The sequence below is a fragment of the Bacillus sp. SIMBA_154 genome (assembly GCF_046536015.1).
GTDB classification, from domain to species: Bacteria; Bacillota; Bacilli; order Bacillales; family Bacillaceae; genus Bacillus; species Bacillus pumilus_P.
The window spans coordinates 62,336-80,223 of the sequence record NZ_JAWJBV010000003.1 but is presented as its reverse complement, the minus strand read 5'-3'; the positions used below and the strand labels follow the sequence as shown (position 1 = coordinate 80,223).

At 43.2% G+C, this 17,888-nt stretch carries 17 protein-coding genes; 4 read left to right on the top strand and 13 right to left on the bottom strand.

Annotated elements, in window-relative coordinates; genetic code table 11:
• Nucleotides 1-320: 320 nt before the first annotated feature.
• Nucleotides 321-2,036 (bottom strand): ABC transporter ATP-binding protein, encoded by a 1,716-nt coding sequence (locus tag R0K30_RS06860; RefSeq protein ID WP_099726565.1) that lies wholly within the window; start codon nucleotides 2,034-2,036, stop codon nucleotides 321-323.
• Between the two features lie 105 nt (nucleotides 2,037-2,141).
• Nucleotides 2,142-3,644, bottom strand: a complete 1,503-nt coding sequence (gene cls / locus R0K30_RS06855; RefSeq protein ID WP_257213618.1) for a cardiolipin synthase — start codon at nucleotides 3,642-3,644, stop codon at nucleotides 2,142-2,144.
• A 157-nt stretch (nucleotides 3,645-3,801) separates the two neighbouring features.
• On the opposite strand from cls, the gene R0K30_RS06850 reads away from it, so the two are divergent.
• Nucleotides 3,802-4,770 (top strand): S66 family peptidase, encoded by a 969-nt coding sequence (locus R0K30_RS06850; RefSeq protein ID WP_327924205.1) that lies wholly within the window; start codon nucleotides 3,802-3,804, stop codon nucleotides 4,768-4,770.
• A 405-nt stretch (nucleotides 4,771-5,175) separates the two neighbouring features.
• Here R0K30_RS06850 and argS read toward each other — a convergent pair whose 3' ends face one another.
• The 5 genes from argS to speE all read right to left on the bottom strand — a co-directional run bounded on the left by argS (nucleotide 5,176) and on the right by speE (nucleotide 9,593).
• The gene (gene argS / locus R0K30_RS06845; RefSeq protein ID WP_099726535.1) at nucleotides 5,176-6,849 is read right to left on the bottom strand and encodes an arginine--tRNA ligase; all 1,674 of its coding nucleotides are present in this window, start codon (nucleotides 6,847-6,849) and stop codon (nucleotides 5,176-5,178) included.
• Entirely contained in the window at nucleotides 6,846-7,268 is a 423-nt protein-coding gene (locus R0K30_RS06840; protein ID WP_099726536.1) for a YwiB family protein, read from the bottom strand. Before R0K30_RS06840 ends, argS begins: the two co-directional genes overlap by 4 nt.
• 119 nt (nucleotides 7,269-7,387) lie before the next feature.
• Nucleotides 7,388-7,741: a hypothetical protein gene (locus tag R0K30_RS06835; protein ID WP_099726537.1), complete on the bottom strand. Its 354-nt coding sequence runs from the start codon at nucleotides 7,739-7,741 to the stop codon at nucleotides 7,388-7,390.
• 79 nt (nucleotides 7,742-7,820) lie between these two features.
• Nucleotides 7,821-8,693: an agmatinase gene (gene speB, locus R0K30_RS06830; protein ID WP_410609770.1), complete on the bottom strand. Its 873-nt coding sequence runs from the start codon at nucleotides 8,691-8,693 to the stop codon at nucleotides 7,821-7,823.
• A 69-nt stretch (nucleotides 8,694-8,762) separates the two neighbouring features.
• On the bottom strand, nucleotides 8,763-9,593 hold the full coding sequence (gene speE / locus R0K30_RS06825; RefSeq protein WP_099726539.1) for a spermidine synthase: 831 nt from the start codon (nucleotides 9,591-9,593) through the stop codon (nucleotides 8,763-8,765).
• A gap of 226 nt (nucleotides 9,594-9,819) precedes the next feature.
• Between speE and R0K30_RS06820 the strand changes: the two genes are divergently transcribed.
• Nucleotides 9,820-11,889 (top strand): transglycosylase domain-containing protein, encoded by a 2,070-nt coding sequence (locus R0K30_RS06820; protein ID WP_410609768.1) that lies wholly within the window; start codon nucleotides 9,820-9,822, stop codon nucleotides 11,887-11,889.
• A gap of 133 nt (nucleotides 11,890-12,022) precedes the next feature.
• Here R0K30_RS06820 and R0K30_RS06815 read toward each other — a convergent pair whose 3' ends face one another.
• Both R0K30_RS06815 and R0K30_RS06810 read right to left on the bottom strand, forming a co-directional pair.
• Nucleotides 12,023-12,541, bottom strand: a complete 519-nt coding sequence (locus R0K30_RS06815) for a YwhD family protein (RefSeq protein ID WP_099726541.1) — start codon at nucleotides 12,539-12,541, stop codon at nucleotides 12,023-12,025.
• A 12-nt stretch (nucleotides 12,542-12,553) separates the two neighbouring features.
• Nucleotides 12,554-13,210, bottom strand: coding sequence for a site-2 protease family protein (locus R0K30_RS06810; protein ID WP_410610099.1), 657 nt, complete (start codon nucleotides 13,208-13,210; stop codon nucleotides 12,554-12,556).
• A gap of 113 nt (nucleotides 13,211-13,323) precedes the next feature.
• On the opposite strand from R0K30_RS06810, the gene R0K30_RS06805 reads away from it, so the two are divergent.
• A complete protein-coding gene (locus R0K30_RS06805; protein WP_003214939.1) occupies nucleotides 13,324-13,509 on the top strand; it encodes a 2-hydroxymuconate tautomerase in 186 nt (61 codons plus the stop codon).
• 49 nt (nucleotides 13,510-13,558) lie between these two features.
• Here the strand turns inward: R0K30_RS06805 and R0K30_RS06800 are convergent, their stop codons facing one another.
• The 4 genes from R0K30_RS06800 to R0K30_RS06785 all read right to left on the bottom strand — a co-directional run bounded on the left by R0K30_RS06800 (nucleotide 13,559) and on the right by R0K30_RS06785 (nucleotide 16,820).
• A complete protein-coding gene (locus tag R0K30_RS06800) occupies nucleotides 13,559-14,371 on the bottom strand; it encodes a zinc-dependent metalloprotease (RefSeq protein WP_099726543.1) in 813 nt (270 codons plus the stop codon).
• Between the two features lie 224 nt (nucleotides 14,372-14,595).
• A complete protein-coding gene (locus R0K30_RS06795) occupies nucleotides 14,596-15,096 on the bottom strand; it encodes a YwgA family protein (RefSeq protein WP_410609765.1) in 501 nt (166 codons plus the stop codon).
• Between the two features lie 30 nt (nucleotides 15,097-15,126).
• Nucleotides 15,127-16,428 (bottom strand): HD domain-containing protein, encoded by a 1,302-nt coding sequence (locus R0K30_RS06790; RefSeq protein WP_099726545.1) that lies wholly within the window; start codon nucleotides 16,426-16,428, stop codon nucleotides 15,127-15,129.
• Between the two features lie 170 nt (nucleotides 16,429-16,598).
• On the bottom strand, nucleotides 16,599-16,820 hold the full coding sequence (locus R0K30_RS06785) for a YuzB family protein (RefSeq protein WP_230030598.1): 222 nt from the start codon (nucleotides 16,818-16,820) through the stop codon (nucleotides 16,599-16,601).
• 235 nt (nucleotides 16,821-17,055) lie between these two features.
• On the opposite strand from R0K30_RS06785, the gene R0K30_RS06780 reads away from it, so the two are divergent.
• Nucleotides 17,056-17,856: an RsfA family transcriptional regulator gene (locus R0K30_RS06780; RefSeq protein WP_367307902.1), complete on the top strand. Its 801-nt coding sequence runs from the start codon at nucleotides 17,056-17,058 to the stop codon at nucleotides 17,854-17,856.
• Nucleotides 17,857-17,888 lie beyond the last annotated feature (32 nt).

Genomic DNA, 17,888 nt, shown 5'->3' with positions numbered 1-17,888 from the left:
GGGAAATAGACTGATAGCATTGTTATATCTAGGCGGGGCGGGGCGGGGCTTAACAATTAAGCCTTCCACTTTATTCATATTCATGCTGCTTTGTGGTGCGGCAGTAGCCAAAATTGCTCCTGCTCATGAATAATGTACAAGCACATCAAAACACCCTAACTAATGTTAGGGTGTTTAGCATGTAGACAAACCCTCGCATTCGGTATCAGTCCTGCGCGCTGGTGCTCACAAATGTTAATTCGCTCCGCTCCAGTGCTCGTCCTTCCTAGACTTCAAAGGTTTTCTATCACGCTGAAAAAGAAGACAAAAGGGCTTTCTCTTTAATGACCAAACTGCGCTTCATGCAGTCTGCTGTATACGCCGCCCATTTGGATTAAGTCTTGGTGGCGGCCTTGTTCTTGGATGCCTTCCTCCGTCACGACGATGATACGGTCTGCGTGTTTAATCGTCGCAAGCCGGTGAGCGATGACAAGTGTTGTCCGGCCGGCAGCCAGTTCGCTCAGAGCATCCTGTATCGCTTTTTCTGTTTCTGTATCAAGTGCTGACGTCGCTTCATCTAAAATAAGAATGGACGGGTTTTTCAGGAACATCCGTGCAATCGACAAGCGCTGCTTTTGACCGCCTGACAGTTTGACGCCACGTTCGCCAATGACGGTATTTAACCCTTCTGGGAAACGCTGAACGAGTTCCTCTAAATGTGCACGTCGTACGGCCTCCCAAATCTCTGCATCACTCGCTTCTAGATTGCCGTACGCAATGTTTTCACGAATGGTGCCTGAGAATAAAAAGACATCCTGCTGCACAATGCCGATCTGCTGTCTTAAAGAAGACAAGGTCATGGATTTTGTGCTCACTCCATCAATCGTGATCTCTCCTTCATCCACATCATAAAAACGAGGCAGCAAACTGCAAATGGTCGATTTTCCTGCTCCTGAAGGCCCTACAAATGCAACGGTTTCTCCTTGCTTGATCTTCAAATTGATATCCTTCAACACTTGACTGTGCTCATCGTAGCCAAACGTCACGTTTCGATATTCAATTTCACCTTGCAGTCCGAACACATCACGTGCTCCTTCTGTATCCTTCACATCCGGCTCTGTTTCAAGTAAATCGACATAGCTTTTAAAACCGGCAATTCCTTTTGGATACATTTCAATCACCGTGTTGATTTTATCTATCGGTCTAAATAAAACGTTTGTGATCAGAACAAAGGCGATAAATCCACCTGCACTCAATTGACCTTGCAGGACAAACCATGTACCTGCCAGAAGGACAAACAGCGTCACAAGCCGAGTTAAAATATAACTAATCGATCCATTGACCGACATGATTTTATAAGAAAGAAGCTTCGCTTTTCGAAAACGGTTGTTGTTTTCAGCAAAGCGTTTTTTCTCAAAATGTTCATTCGCAAAGGCTTGAACAAGACGGATGCCGCCGATGTTGTTTTCAACCCTTGCATGAAAGTCTCCAATATCATTGTTCAGCTGTGTAATGGCCTTTGTCATCTTCTTATTAAAATAAAGCGCAAGCCAGATGATGACAGGCATGATCAGGAAGGTTAAAATGGCAAGCTGCCAGTTAATCATCAGCATGACAGCAAAGGCGCCAAGAATCGTTATAATCGCAATAAACAAATCTTCAGGCCCATGATGCGCCACCTCTCCAATGTACATGAGGTCGTTGGTCATCCGTGACATGAGCTTACCCGTTTTGTTGTTATCAAAGAATTTAAATGACAGACGCTGAAAGTGATCAAATAGCTTCTTCCTCATATCTGTTTCAATATTGATGCCCAGCATGTGCCCCCAGTACGACACAATAAATTGCATCACCGAGCTGAGTGCATAAATGACAAAAAGAGCAAGTGCGGTCCAGCCAATGACCGTCCAGTTCCCTGACGGCAATAATGTATCAATGAAGTAGTTCACGATGAGCGGAAACCCTAGTTCCATTAATCCAACTGCGACAGCACAAAAGAAATCTAAAAAGAACAGACCTCGATAGGGCCTGTAATAGGCGAAAAAGCGTTTTAGCATATGTAAAAGAACCTCATTTCCTCTATAATTGATAATCATTTTCAATTATAGAGGAATCCTCATGAAAATACTAGATGAGGAAATGATTTCTTCCATTGGTAAGCCTCACAACACACCTGAAAACAACCGGGCAAACGATTCCTTCAAACGCTCTTTTAAGCCTCTTTTATAAAAATGAACGGGTCCCATTTGCTCACATTCTTTCATATCTTCCTCATAATGGGCCATCAATTGCTCGATTGGCTTTTTCGCCGCTGTAAAGACATTGACCTCAAAATTGAGCTGAAAGCTTCTCATATCCACATTGGCGGTACCGACAGAGGCAAGTTCTCCATCTGCGATCATGACCTTTTGATGCATGAAACCTTTTTGATAATGATACACCTTGATGCCCTCTTTCAGAAGCTCAGCAAAATAGGAGCGTGTGGCGTATTGTGTGAGAAAGCCGTCATTTGTTTCCGGTACCATCACACGCACATCCACCCCTCTAGTGGCAGCGATTTTTAACGCTGTGCGGATCGACTCATTTGGCACAAAATACGGTGTAGCAATCCAGACAAATTGTTTCGCATTTGAAATGAGTGCATCATATAAATCACTCATACTTTCCTTCATATCAGGTCCAGTTGGTACAACCTGAATGACATCCTCTCCTGTCACAGGGTGCGGCGTATGATACTTCGGATCATCAATTAACACTTCATCTGATACATACTCCCAGTCCAGCATGAAAACGGAGTGCAGGGTTTGAACAGCTTCACCCTTTAACATCGCATGCGTATCACGCCAAAAGCCGATGCTTTCATCCCGCCCTACATATTCTTTCCCGACATTTAACCCGCCGACAAATCCCGTTTCCCCATCAATAATCACGATTTTCCGGTGATTTCGGAAATTGAATTTTTGATTAAAGAATCCATATTTTAAAGGCAGAAAGGGAGCGATGTTTACACCTGCCTGCTTTAATCGTTTAATATCTTTTCGGGAGAAGCGAATGCTGCCCGCCGCATCATAGATAAAGCGAACCTCTACCCCTTCTTTCACTTTTTCAATGAGAATGTCCATCATTTGGTGACCAAGGAAATCAGATTTAAACATGTAATATTCAATATGAATGAACGTTTTTGCCTTTTTCAACTCTTCAAAAATCCGCGGAAAGGTTTCCTCTCCATTCTTTAAAATGTCCATATCACTATTTGTATTCACATGCATTCCTGTCGCTTTTTCTGTGTAATGAAAAAAAGTACGCTGATTCTCGGTTAAACGTGTTTCATCCGGCTTGCTCTCAAGCTCTGATATTCTGCGTAATTTTTCACGGTTATACATTCTCTTCGATTTGAACAAATGACCTTTTACGTAAAGCTGCCCCGAGAATAAATAAAACATATAGCCAATGATCGGGAAAAAGATCAGCACATATATCCATAACAATGTGTGCTGTGATGTCCGATTCTCTAGCATCAGCGAGACGATACTAAATAAAATAATGGCGACATAAATCGCTGCGTAAAGCTGGATGCTCCATGCTGGCACCGGCCACCAATACACCACATATGCCCCGAATATCATGAAATATAAAAATAAAAATTCCAGTCTCCTCTTTTTCACATTCTCCGCCCTCATTCGTTTCTGTCTTTTTCTCTTCCATACCCTTTGCACAGCTTGTATGAAACGCACGGTCCACTGCTTTCTTCTAGCTTTTACAGACTGGAGCCATTTGATCCGATATAATGGAGAAATATGTGAAGGAAAGGAAGATTTGTTTATGCATACACCATCTCCTTTAAAAAAAGGCGACCATATTCGGGTCATCGCCCCAAGCCGAAGTGCTGGCATCTTATCAGAAGAAGGAATGTCTCAAGCCAAAAAACGTTTAGAGACTTTAGGGTTTACTGTCTCTTTTGGAAAACACGTGTTTGAATGTGATCTTCATTCCTCATCATCCATTGAACACCGCGTATCTGATCTACATGAGGCGTTCTCAAATGATGAAGTCGACGGCATTTTGACTGCAATCGGCGGTTTCAACTGCAATGAGCTTTTGCCTTATATTGATTACGACTTGATCCGTCAGCATCCCAAAGTCCTTTGCGGCTACAGTGATATCACAGCAATCGCCAACGCCATTACCACAAAATGTGATATGGTGACATACTCAGGCCCTCATTTCTCCAGCTTTCAAATGGAGCAGGGACAAGAGGAGCAGACAGTCATGTTTCAAGCCTGCGTGATGAGCGGCGAGCCATTTGATCTTACTCCTTCTACAAAATGGAGTGATGATGCGTGGTATCTTGACCAAGCGAACAGGCAGTTTCATCCGACGAAATGGGGAATATATCACGAAGGAACAGCTGAAGGCACCTTGTATGGCGGAAACCTTTGTACACTGAACTTACTGCAAGGGACCTCGTATATGCCGAAAGTAAAGGATACGATCTTATTTGTTGAGGATGATGACTTGGTGTTTCCTGAAATGTTTGCCAGAGACCTCACCTCCATCTTGCAGCATGCAGAATCAATCAAAGGGCTGATCATCGGACGCTTTCAAAAGAAATCTCAGATGACAGAGGAACATTTGAGGTTCATCCTAGACAAGCATCCAATGCTCAAACACATCCCGGTGATCTATGATGTAGATATAGGACATACACAGCCTGTATTCACCTTACCGATTGGCGGAAACGCCCAGCTATCGTGCAAAGACGGAGACGTGAAGCTGCGCATTCATTCATAAATAAAGCCAAAAAAGCACCCGAAAACGAGGTGCTTTTTCCTATTCCATGATCTATTTCAACATTTTTTTAGAAAAAGTGATCCAAACCTTCATCCCCCTCGTTAAGTAGATGTCACAACGAAAAGAGAGGAGGCAAAAACATGTTTTCAGATGTTCTCAGCCAGCTATTCGATTCTATTTCTAACATTATTAATACGCTTGGTTAATCCAATTTTGCACACAGACTAAATGCTTTTCGGAAGGAGGTTACGCTCAATGTTCTCTGATGTACTTAGCCAATTATTTGATTCTATTTCTAACATTATTAATACGCTTGGTTAATTTTCAAAACCCGCTTTCTTTAGAAGATAGCGGGTTTTTCATATAAAAAGCCCCGCTTCTAAAGTAGAGCGGGACTTTTATGCATTACATCTTTTCCGGTGCAGATACGCCAATTAGTTTGAATGCGTTGGCTAGCGTAATTTGTGTTGCTTTCATGAGTGATAGACGTGCTATCGTTTTTGTTTCGTTTTCTACATCAATGACCTTCTCTGCATTGTAGAAGCTGTGAAGGGCTGATGCAAGGTCATAAATATAGTTCGTCACACGGTGCGGAATACGTTTTTCAGCGGCTTCTGCTACGACTTCTGGGAAGCTGCCGATGATTTTCAAAAGATCGTATTCTTTTTCCGATTGGATATGAGAGAAGTCTGCTTTTTCAAGGTTCGGCTCATAGCCTTTTTCTTCCCCTTGACGCAGCATACTGCAAATTCTCGCATGCGCATATTGTGCATAATACACAGGGTTTTCGTTCGACGTAGAAATCGCTAAGTCTAGGTCAAAGTCCATATGTGTCGCCGCACTTCTCATCGCAAAGAAATAACGAGTGGCATCTAAGCCTACTTCTTCAATCAGATCACGCATTGTGACTGCTTTTCCTGTACGCTTACTCATCTTCATCTTTTCACCGTTTTTGTATAGGTGAACAAGCTGAATGATTTCTACTTCAAGCTTGTCCGCTGGATATCCAAGGGCTTGGATGGCCGCTTTCATTCGAGGGATATAGCCATGATGGTCTGCTCCCCAAATGTTAATGAGCTGATCAAAGCCTCTATCCAGTTTGTCCTTATGATATGCGATATCTGGAAGCAAGTACGTGAAGCTGCCGTCTTTTTTAATCAGTACACGGTCCTTGTCATCGCCAAAATCAGTTGAACGCAGCCATGTCGCGCCGTCTGCTTCAAAGATATAGCCTTTTTCACGAAGCGTTTCTAGCGCTGGTTCAATTTTGCCGTTTTCATATAAAGATGTTTCAGAATACCATACATCAAATGGGACACGGAAATTCTCCAGGTCTACACGTAATTTTTCTAATTCGTATTTTAATCCGTACTCACGGAAGAACTTCATGCGCTCTTCTTCTGGCTCGTGCACGAAACGGTCACCAAATTCATCAGCAAGCTTTTGACCAATGCCTTTGATGTCTTCTCCTCTATAGCCGTCCTCTGGCATTTCTTTTTCAAGACCGAGCGCCTCAAAGTAACGTACTTCTACAGATAAAGCGAGGTTATTGATTTGATTCCCTGCATCGTTGATATAGTATTCACGGCTCACGTCGAACCCTGCTTTATCAAGGATGTTGCAAAGAGAATCACCTACAGCTGCTCCGCGGGCATGTCCAAGGTGAAGATCACCTGTTGGGTTTGCTGAAACGAATTCGACTTGTACCTTCTGGCCGCCGCCTGTATTCGTTTCGCCGTATGCCTCTTTTGCCTCAAGGACCGATGGGATGAGCTTTGTTAAATACTGATTGTTCATATAAAAGTTAATGAATCCTGGACCTGCGATATCCAGTTTTTCAATAGACGCTTTCCCTTTGTCAAACGCATTGACAATGTCTTCTGCGATTTGACGAGGTGCTTTTTTCGCAATGCGGGCAAGCTGCATCGCCATGTTGGTGGAGTAATCACCGTGCGTTTTCTCTTTTGGCTCTTCCAAAAGGACATCAGGCACCTGGCTTTCATCAGCAAGTCCTGCTTTGACGACTGCCGCAATGATTTCTTCTTTTAACGCATCTTTGACCTGTTCTGCGATATTCATGAACGTAAATCCTCCTTATACGAAATCGATAATGTATGTAAATGCTTTTGATCTTCACCTGTGAGCATATCGTACGTAATGTGCAGCAGTCCCTTGTCCACATCGAGATCAATGCCATGTGTGTGAACATCGAGCTGAAGTGTACCGAATGGCATCGTGTAATGTGTGACGGTCGTTTCTCCAATGAGAAAGCGCTGCTTCATTTGAATGGCACCTGATCTCATGACAAAAATTTCTTTATCACTCATTTTCACAACGGTTTTTACTTGACCCATTTCATGTTCTTCATGGTAAGTGAGATACGTTTTGTCATTCTTCTCTTGGTACGTTCCAGTTGTCCGGAATTCGATCGTTTCAGCCGGTTCCGTCTCTGGTTTCATCACTGACTTTACATGAATTGAAATTTGGTTTTGTGTCATTTTGCACTTCCTTTGCTAAGACCCGTTTAACTAAAATAGTATACCATATTCACGATCGCCTATCATACCATCATTTCTCTTCTTCACTAGGATTAAACTTCGTTTTTGATCTTCTAAAATCACTTTAGCAAAAGAGAAAAATGAAATTGACCAAATATAACGAGTCCAGCCTTTAATCCCAAGTCTTTTCGATTTATTAAATAAAAAAGAGCTTGTATGCCTGAACTTGCCAAAAATGCCTGGAAAAAATCAAATGGAACGATATGTGCTTGCTTACATACCACCTGCATGAATAACGCAATGCAAGTGAGATAGAAAAATCCTCGATCCTGAAACAGACCAACCATCTCTTCCTTTGCCTCTTTTTTCGAAGCGAAAACTGGCGGCTCAGATGCGAGCTCTCGTTTCAATGTGAAAAAGCCTGCCGCTAACACACATACAGCGAGTAACACCATCAATATAGAAGAAACCATGAGCTGCCTCCTTTATTTTTTTCCCAATGTAAAAAAAGAGCTTGTCCACATGAGATGACAAGCTCCTCTATTAAAATGTTTATTTCACAAACCCAAGCAGCATTTCGCGTAAAAGCTTGCTCGCTGTATTCGCTGTTTGGTCAGAGTGATCATATACAGGTGCTACCTCGACAAGGTCTGCACCGACTACTTGGACATCAGAGCCTGCAATCGCATGAATGGATGCAAGCAGCTCTTTTGACGTAATGCCGCCAGCATCAACCGTTCCTGTACCAGGTGCATGTGCTGGGTCTAGTACATCAATGTCGATCGTGACATAAACTGGGCGTCCCTTCAGCCTTGGCAATACTTGCTTCAAGGGCTCCAGCACTTCAAATTTAGACATGTGCATGCCCGCTTCTTTTGCCCATTCAAACTCTTCTTTCATCCCAGAACGGATCCCGAAAGAGAACACATTTTCAGGTCCAATGAGTCCTGCTGCTTTACGAATGGGTGTGGAATGAGAAAGCGGCTCTCCCTCATATTCCTCACGAAGATCCGTATGTGCATCCATATGGATGATCGCCAAATCTGGATATTTTTTATGCATTGCACGGAAAACCGGCCAAGACACAAGATGCTCGCCGCCCATTCCTAATGGAAATTTGTCTTTTTCTAAAATGCTGTCGACATACTCTTCAATTAAATCTAAGCTTTTTTGTGCGTTCCCAAAAGGAAGTGGAATGTTACCAGCATCAAAGAATGGCACCTCGTGCAGCTCACGATCTAAATAAGGGCTGTATTCTTCTAAACCAATGGATACTTCACGAATACGGTTCGGACCAAAACGTGAGCCTGGGCGGTAACTGACTGTCCAATCCATCGGCATACCGTATAAAATGACTTTTGCATCTTCCCATGTCGGATGACTTCCAATAAATACTTTTCCTGAATAAGCCTCGTCGAATCTCATGCAAGATTCCTCCTTTTACGCTTCAAAAAATGCGCAAACCGTCATTTGCGCATTTCCATTTCGCATGATTTATTTCATTAAGTCGCTCACAAATTTCGGCAGAACGAATGCCGCTTTGTGCAATTCTTTTGTGTAATATTTTGTTTCAATATCAAAGAAGCGGCTGTCTTCCACAGCAAGTGGATCATATTTCTTAGAACCGATTGTAAACGTCCAAAGACCGCTTGGATACGTTGGGATATTCGCTGTGTAAAGCTTTGTGATCGGGAAAATTTCCTTTACATCACGCTGTACATTTGTAATCAATTCTGGTGTGAACCAAGGGTTGTCCGTTTGTGCAACGAAAATACCGTCTTCTTTGAGTGCTTTTGAAATTCCTGCGTAAAATCCTTTAGAGAACAGGTTCACAGCTGGCCCAACTGGCTCAGTTGAGTCCACCATGATGACGTCATACTCGTTGTCAGCTTCCGCAATGTGCATAAAGCCGTCTCCCACTTTGACATCCACACGAGGATCGTCTAGTTTCCCAGCAATGGAAGGAAGGAATTTCTTCGAGTATTCGATCACCTTGCCGTCAATATCAACAAGCGTAGCCTTTTTCACACTTGGGTGTTTGAGGATTTCACGAATCACACCGCCGTCTCCTCCGCCTACGACAAGGACATTTTCCGGGTTTGGATGAGTGAAAAGAGGAACATGTGCCACCATTTCGTGGTATACAAACTCATCTTTCTCAGATGTCATCACCATGCCGTCTAAAAACAGCATATTGCCAAACTCTTCTGTTTCCACCATTTCTAAATGCTGAAAGTCTGTTTGTTCTGTGTGAAGGGTTTTCTTCACCTTTAATGTAATGCCAAAATTCTTCGTTTGCTTCTCTGTATACCAAAGTTCGCTCATTGTCCATCTTCCTCTCATCCAATAATAAACAAACATCTATTGTTAGCGCCTTTTATCGGCTATGACTATATCGATTGTCCAAGAAAAAAGTATAGTGGATTCATATCAAATTGTAAAGAACCGCATGCGATATCTTCACCTTTCAAGGCACACTCATGCAATCACTTGTTTAAAACGGTTTTCTTTGTTCCATACTGATAAAAAACCGTCAAAATGGGGGCTTTGCATGGACACAATCATGAGTAATAAAAAAATCCGCATGACCGTGAAAACGATTCGAGCCTTCTTTTTTATTGGCTTGCTCGCCTTTCTATTTGCAGGCACTGTCTTTTTGACGATTCTTTTACTTGCAAAGTGGCAAGGTGCCCCTTCTGTTCAAGTTCCCCAATCCACGACCATTTATGCAGCAGATGGCTCAAAACTTGGAGAATCCAGCTTTGGAGAAAAGAGATATTGGGTCCCGTTAAAGGACATGTCCCCTCATATCAGACAGGCAGTTGTAGCTGTTGAGGATAAAACCTTTTATGAGCATCATGGCTTTGATATAAAACGGATGGCGGGAGCTGCGGTGGCCGATATTCGTGCGATGGCAAAGGTGCAAGGTGCCAGCACAATCACCCAGCAATATGCACGAAATCTCTATTTAGATCATGATAAAACGTGGAAGCGGAAGTGGAATGAAGCCTATTACACGATCCGCTTAGAGCAAAACTATACAAAAGATGAGATTTTAGAAGGATACTTGAACACCATTTATTATGGTCACGGAGCGTACGGTGTGGAGGCGGCGTCCCGCCTTTATTTCGGGAAAAAGGCGAAGGACTTGACCCTATCCGAATCTGCCCTGCTTGCTGGTATCCCAAAGGGACCTTCCCTCTATTCTCCTTATGTGAATGAGGAGAAAGCAGAGGCAAGAAAAGCCATGATTCTAAGTCAGATGCAAGAGGAAGGCATGATTTCAAAAAAAGCAGCCACTGATGCCGCAAAAGAAAAGCTGTCCTATCGTCCGCTGCAGCAGAAGCAGCTGCAAGCAAAGCAAGCCCCGTATTTTTATGATGATGTGATTAGAGAATTGAAACAAACCTTGGGGTTAACTGAGGAACAGATCGAAACCTATGGACTTCATATACAAACGACCTTACATCCAGAGTTACAAAAAATCGCAGAAAAGACGCTGAAAAAAACGATGAATTCTCATTCAGACATCCAAGTCGGCTTTACCGCCATCCATCCCCAAACAGGACATGTGCTTGCCCTCGTTGGGGGACGAGATTATGAGAAAAGCCCATTCAATCGGGTGACACAGGCCAAAAGACAGCCCGGTTCAACAATGAAACCCCTTCTCTATTACATTGCCTTGCAAAATGGTTTTACACCAGCAACTGTCATGCGCAGTGAGGAAACGGTTTTTGAGCTGGATGATCAAGGGAGCGGTGCTGCTTATTCACCAAGTAACTATCACGGCTATTACGCCAATGACGGCATTACGATGCTCCAAGCCCTGGCGCTGTCTGATAATATTTATGCCGTCAAAACCCATCTGTTTTTAGGCATGGAGCAGCTTGTACGTGCAGGTAAAACATTTGGTATCAACGAGAAACTAGATCAAGTGCCCTCACTTGCCCTAGGCACGTCTCCTGTCAAACCAATTGAAATGACCAATGCTTACGCTATGCTTGTCAATGGCGGCAAACGTGTCAAGCCAACCTTTATTACGAAAGTAACAGACGCAAAAGGCAACGTGCTCTTTGAGGAGAAACAAAAACGAGAGCAAGCCCTAGATGAAAAAGCAGCATTTGTTACCACCGACATGATGTCAGGGATGTTCAATGATCAACTAAATGGATATACAAGTGTCACTGGACGTACCATTATGAAGGAACTCACACGAACATATGGCGGAAAATCGGGGACGACAGGAGCAGACAGCTGGATGATCGGCTTCTCACCCCAGCTCGTCACAGGTGTGTGGACCGGCTATGATAAAGGGCGCACCATTGACTCGGTCGAAGAAACCGCCTATGCGAAAAAAATATGGGCCTCCTTTATGGAATCAGCCCTCATGCAGCAGCCAGCCTCCTCCTTTAAGCCGCCAGACGGCGTAAAAGGCGTGTATATCAATCCAAAAACCGGCGACCTTGCTGGTCCAGGATGTGAATCAAAGGTATTTACCTATTTTATAGAAGGAACTGAGCCGACAGGAGTCTGCTATGGTGCTGAGGAGAAATCCTCTGAGCAAGACCCAGTTCAGGATCAAAAGCCAAAAAAATGGTGGGAAAAGTGGCTGAAACGGTAAAGAAATCAAAAAAGACATGAAAAACCCCGAGATACACATCTCGGGATTCTCCATGTCCTAGCTTTAACACCAGTTTACTCAAAAAACGGCTGGAATTGGTGGCCCTCAGCCATTCTTCACAAAAAATTCACAATTACTCAGGGACAGCCAATCCTTCTTTTAATTCATCTGTGGATGCTTCCCATAATGCTTCATTATGACTCTTCAAAAAATCAGCAAGCACCTTTTTCGATACGTCATCCATATGATTGACGACAATTTTGCGCTTCATGGATTTATCCATAAAATTCACATGCTCTGGAAGAGACTTATATCCGCGGCGAATCGAACGGTCGACGGTCATTTCACAGGCCGTCACCCCTGCATAATAAGGTCCATCTTCTCTGCGGTCAATGGTCACCCATACGAGCCAATACGGCTTTCCGTTTGGTACCTCTTCTTTTGTTTTCAAAAATTTAATCCCTTTTTCTACTGCACTTCTTGCATGCATGGCACCAATATCAATGACAGCTTCCTTTTCCTCTACATCAATGATGACTGGCGAGATATTATCAAGACTGAGGGCGCCTGCCCCAAAACCTCCATGACCGTCAGTTGCATCTGTTTTTTTAATGATATTAAAACCAATCGGTTTCTTCTTTTTACCTTCCATTTGTTAGACCTCCTAAAGCAGCGGTTTCAAAATTAAATTAAACCAGTAAATAATTTGATCTCTCATACTGATCAACGGACCAAAAACAAACTGACCTAGCGGCGTAATGACCAATATGAGGAAAATGATAATCCCATATTGCTCAAATTGCGTCATCTTCGCGCGGATGCCAGGACTGACGACGTCCTCAATAATGCGATACCCGTCTAGAGGTGGGATCGGCAACAAGTTAAATAGGAACAAAATGACGTTCAAGTTAATAAAAATCTGGAAGAAATAATCGACCCCCGGCTCAAAGCGCATGATCCACTCTCCACCGAATTTCTGAAGAAGCACATACACAAAAAAGCCCAAAAACGCTAAGATCAAGTTGCTTAAAGGTCCAGCGATCGACACACAAATCCCTGCTAAACGCGGGTTCTTAAAATGGTACCGGTTTACCGGTACAGGTCTCGCCCAGCCAAACCCAGCCACAAAGATCAAGATCGTCCCGAATATATCGAGATGCTTTAGTGGATTTAGCGTGAGTCTCCCTTGATTTTTAGCTGTCGGGTCTCCAAAACGATACGCAACATATGCATGCGCCAGCTCGTGCATCGTGAATGCAACGACAAGCGTAATGGCGACATATGGAATAAGTTCTAATGGATAAACAAGAAATTGGTTCAAAGGCATGTATCCCTCTTTCTTTCTATACAATGATTTACTTCATTCAGTATACTATAAGAAGTCCCTTAAACTAAAGGGAAGCGTAGCACTAAAGGAAAAAGGAGGTTTTTGCATTGCCGATTGTCACCGTTCAAATGCTTGAAGGAAGAACTGACGAGCAGAAAAGAGCTCTTGTGGAGAAAGTCACTGATGCCGTTGTCGAAACAACAGGCGCAGGTGCAGAAAAAGTCTCTGTCATTATTGAAGAAATGAAAAAAGAACACTATGCCGTAGCAGGAAAGCGAATGAGCGACCTGTAAGCATAAAAAAGGACAAGCACATAAGGTGTTTGTCCTTTTGTCTCTTATCTTATCTGTACCACGCTTTATTACGGTTCACTTGACTTTTATGAGCCGCATCGAAGTAATCGACTGTGTAGGAATAATCATAATTCATTAAGCAGACAATTCCGCTGCCTTGAGGGTCATGCGGCAAGCCAAAGTTATGACCGTATTCATGCGTAGCGGCTTTTGCTGTATTCGCTGTTCCTTGGTCAAGGTTGACAGCGAATGCACTTCCGCTCGGTGCACGATTGTAAACATAAGCAATTCCGCCAGCATCAAAGTTTGGATTTGCTGTAAATCCTGTGACAAAGTCGTACCCTCTGCCATCAAAGCTACGCTGAAGGTTTGATAGAATTTGCTCTGCATTTGATCCAGAAGACGTCCAAGATCCTACTGCTTGCACCACAAAGTCCACATCATGGTCGCGGTTAAATGTGACGTCCGCTTGCTCGATGATGCTGGCAATCCGCGTCTGCCAATCACTATATTTCGCGCGATACTGCGCATCAGCAACTGCATAGACTGTCACTTTCTGACTGCCTGTACTTGCTTTTGTTGAAATAGAATCTCCTGTATTGGCCTTAAAGGTTCTGGAGCCTACCTGCTTACCAGACTCATCTAACACCTTTGTTGTGACATCTCGTTCAATTGGAGGTGCTGTCATCAAATCTTTAAAATCATTTGCCTTTGGCAACCCCTCACTAATATGTGTTTCGAACGGCGCATGACCATGATCATGCCCATGACCTGCACTCGCTACTGGCGCTGAAGCTGAACTTACCCCCGGTAACAAACTACCTACCAATAAAAATGACAAAAAGACTGAACGCTTTTTCATTCCTATCCCTCATTTGTTTTTTCACAAGGTTATATATTCACTGAAAATTCGATATTTTCCTTCTATTCAGTCAAAAACAGGGAATTAGATACACAGGAAGAAAGTCGAATCACGTCATATTCACTAATTTTTCGGATATTCCGGCACACATTTTATCGAAAAATAGCGCTTTGGTCTGGGTCTTCCAAAACAAAAAGAGCCCAAAAAGTCGGGCTCTTGTCAAATTAGTTCAGTTCGTTCAACTGATCGATATAAGCTAGGGCAGCCTCAAATTCTTCGTCCGTATAGCGCTGCTTGCTTTTAATGGTGAAGACCTTTTCCTTCACCTCATGTTGAGGCAGGTCATCAAAGTATAAAATCGTTGAGACGAGCTCAAGGAAACGAGACGATTGCTCGTTCATCTGCTGCGTCAGCACTTTGAGGTCAGGCATGTCCACTTCACACTGATCGAGAAACTCTTTCCCATTGTCCGTCAGCGAATAGCGATATTGATAGTATCCGCCCTTTTTTTCCTTCATTTCGTCCAAGAATCCAAGGTTGCACAGCTCTTCAATTCTGAGCGTCAACTCCTCTGAATAGGGGCCATAAAAATGAAAATCGTATTTCTCGTAAAAAGGCAAATCTAGCTTTTTTGCTATGTAAATCATTTTTTGCAGCTTTTTCCGTCCAACGATTTCCCCTGATTCAGAGAACACCTTCATCAACTTTGCATGCTCTTTCAACAAATTCCCGACATCTCCTTTTTCAGTACTTCCTTATCCCAATCCAAGCAGCTTCATGATCGCCTTCTTTTCTTCAGCTTTTTCCGACATATCTACAATTAAGTCCATCGGGAAATAAAGTTTATGATCGGTTCTTCGTTTACCGGAAATGGCGTCAACAATATCTGACTGTCTCGACAGTTCTTTAATATGACCACTTTGCGTTAAGAGGTGAATAGGCAGCCTCTCTTCTTCCTCCCCCGGTCTGTAGAAGTCATAGGGCAAGTCAGAGGAAGAGTCGACCACTAAATAATAGTCAGGATCAATGCCTGCCTCCTTGAACAAGGCGGTCAGCTTGAAATATTTCGTCATTTCTTCATTTGGATTAAACTCTGTATATTGGAACAATCGGCGGTTCATAAAACGGCGGCACAAATCAGCCAGCACATGATCTTCTTCGTCTTCCCACGCCTGAAAATAAAATAAGACAATGGATTCATCCAGCTTAATATAATCCTCTGTGGTGACATTCCCTTCAAAAATCGAATAAAAATGAACAGGGGCATGTGTAAACATATAGCCGGTTTCATGCAGCTCTTTGGCTCGATGGAGGATTTTCGTTAAAATGACTTCCGCACTGCGTGTCACTGGGTGGAAATAAACCTGCCAGTACATTTGATAGCGGCTCATAATATAATCCTCTACGGCATGCATCCCGCTCTGCTTCATCACAATCTGATCTTCTCTCGGACGCATCACTCGCAAAATACGCTCCATATCAAAGTGGCCATAGCTGACGCCTGTATAGTAGGCATCACGCTGCAAGTAGTCCATTCGGTCGGCATCAATTTGACTTGAGATCAAACTGACAACCTGTTTGTTTTGATAGGTTTTGGCAATGACTTCCGCCACATGCTTCGGGAAATCATCACTGACCCGGCGAAGCACTTCATTTACTTCCGTTTTCCCTAAAATAATATCTCTTGTAAACAATTCATGATCTAAGTGGAAGACCTTTTCAAAGGAATGAGAAAATGGACCATGACCGAGGTCATGAAGCAAGGCGGCACTGAGTACAAGCTCACGCTCCCCTTCATCCCATTCAGGTCGACCTTTAAACACATCATCGACAATTCGTCTCACAATCTCGTATACACCGAGTGAATGATTGAATCGGCTGTGTTCTGCACCATGAAACGTCAAGTAAGTGGTTCCTAGCTGTTTAATTCGTCGCAGGCGCTGAAATTCTCTAGTTCCTATTAAATCCCATATTAATGCGTCCCGTACGTGAATATACCGGTGCACAGGATCTTTAAATACCTTTTCTTCAGATAATTTCCCTTTTGGATACGCCATCGTTTCGTCCCTCTTTTTTAAGACGTGTTTCTATTATATCGGGTAACTTTTCCCGAAAACATCCTTGAATTTGCTGGTGAATGTGTTCTCAAAGATTACACGGACGTAAAAAGCCCGACCTGACAGGGACGGACCTCTTTTTTAGGTCGACTGAACACATTCAGTGACATTTATTTGACTTTTTTTTGAACCTTTTCGATTAACTCATCTTCTGTTGGTGCGGATAATGGGCGATTGTTCACAAACGCAAAAGCCTTTTTTCTTCCTGGACCACAATAGGATTGACAGCCAATCTCAATTTTTGCATCAGGGTCAACCGATTTGAGTCGAGGCAATAACGTCTTCAGGTTCGTCGCATCACAATCGTCACATACGCGAAACTCATTAGCCATGGTCTTACGCTTCCTTTCAATGATGAAACTTCATTCTATATGAAACAGTTGGACAACCAAGAATATACCACCCAACATTGTACATCGAAGCGGCTGGACTTGCAAGATGTATTGTAACCGCCGATACGTGTTCATATAAAAGCTAGTATTTTCCACTATCCTTTTAGCAAACTTGTATAAACCTTCTTCAACTTGGCTAATCTAATACCATCAAATCATATGGGGGTTTAAACACATGTCAAAACAAAGACAAGATGCTTGGTCAGAGGAAGATGATCTCCTTCTGGCAGAAACCGTCTTACGCCATGTCAGAGAGGGCAGCACACAGTTGAACGCGTTTGAAGAAGTAGGAGACAAACTGAACCGCACCTCAGCGGCATGCGGTTTTAGATGGAATGCTGTCGTGAGGCATCAATATGAAAAAGCCTTGGCACTTGCCAAAAAACAGCGAAAGCAACGAATGCGTGCACTCGGCAATGGCCAGCCTGCGAAAAAACGATTACTCTATCAGCCGCAAGTAGAAGAAACGATCACACAGGAGGAATTTTCTGAGGAGCTGGAACCAGCAAAGGAAGAAACGTTTGCACCAGCAGCTGAAACAGCTGAACAGCTTCAGTTTGTCGATAAAAGCTACAATGAAGAGTTAGCTAGTTTATCACATTTATTGTCACAGGCTTCCCACGGTGTTGAGAAAAAACCAGAAGCCAATCCGTTTAGGCAGCGTCAGGAATTAACCATCGAAGATATCATTGATTTCTTACGCCGCTATGAAGGCGATGGACAGCAATCCTCTGCCTTACGTATGGAAAACAGCCGGTTAAAACGAGAAAATAACGAACTATCACATAAAGTCTCGCAGCTAGAGGCTGAAGTGAAAAAGCTTGAAAAGGATCAGCTCACGATTCAAGAAGATTATGAAACACTCGTCAAAATCATGAACCGTGCAAGAAAACTAGTTTTGTTTGAAGATGACGACAATGCCGCACCAACCTTTAAAATGGACCGGAACGGCAACCTTGAAAAAATGGCAGAATAACAAAAAGTGCTCCCCACCTGCGGGAAGCACTT

What these genes read in the sequence shown, in the direction of transcription:
- R0K30_RS06860 (WP_099726565.1), bottom strand. Translation starts at nt 2,036, where the DNA reads ATGCTAAAACGCTTTTTCGCCTATTACAGGCCCTATCGAGGTCTGTTC.
- R0K30_RS06850 (WP_327924205.1), top strand. Translation starts at nt 3,802, where the DNA reads ATGCATACACCATCTCCTTTAAAAAAAGGCGACCATATTCGGGTCATC.
- argS (WP_099726535.1), bottom strand. Translation starts at nt 6,849, where the DNA reads ATGAATATCGCAGAACAGGTCAAAGATGCGTTAAAAGAAGAAATCATT.
- R0K30_RS06840 (WP_099726536.1), bottom strand. Translation starts at nt 7,268, where the DNA reads ATGACACAAAACCAAATTTCAATTCATGTAAAGTCAGTGATGAAACCA.
- R0K30_RS06835 (WP_099726537.1), bottom strand. Translation starts at nt 7,741, where the DNA reads ATGGTTTCTTCTATATTGATGGTGTTACTCGCTGTATGTGTGTTAGCG.
- speB (WP_410609770.1), bottom strand. Translation starts at nt 8,693, where the DNA reads ATGAGATTCGACGAGGCTTATTCAGGAAAAGTATTTATTGGAAGTCAT.
- speE (WP_099726539.1), bottom strand. Translation starts at nt 9,593, where the DNA reads ATGAGCGAACTTTGGTATACAGAGAAGCAAACGAAGAATTTTGGCATT.
- R0K30_RS06820 (WP_410609768.1), top strand. Translation starts at nt 9,820, where the DNA reads ATGGACACAATCATGAGTAATAAAAAAATCCGCATGACCGTGAAAACG.
- R0K30_RS06815 (WP_099726541.1), bottom strand. Translation starts at nt 12,541, where the DNA reads ATGGAAGGTAAAAAGAAGAAACCGATTGGTTTTAATATCATTAAAAAA.
- R0K30_RS06800 (WP_099726543.1), bottom strand. Translation starts at nt 14,371, where the DNA reads ATGAAAAAGCGTTCAGTCTTTTTGTCATTTTTATTGGTAGGTAGTTTG.
- R0K30_RS06790 (WP_099726545.1), bottom strand. Translation starts at nt 16,428, where the DNA reads ATGGCGTATCCAAAAGGGAAATTATCTGAAGAAAAGGTATTTAAAGAT.
- R0K30_RS06785 (WP_230030598.1), bottom strand. Translation starts at nt 16,820, where the DNA reads ATGGCTAATGAGTTTCGCGTATGTGACGATTGTGATGCGACGAACCTG.
- R0K30_RS06780 (WP_367307902.1), top strand. Translation starts at nt 17,056, where the DNA reads ATGTCAAAACAAAGACAAGATGCTTGGTCAGAGGAAGATGATCTCCTT.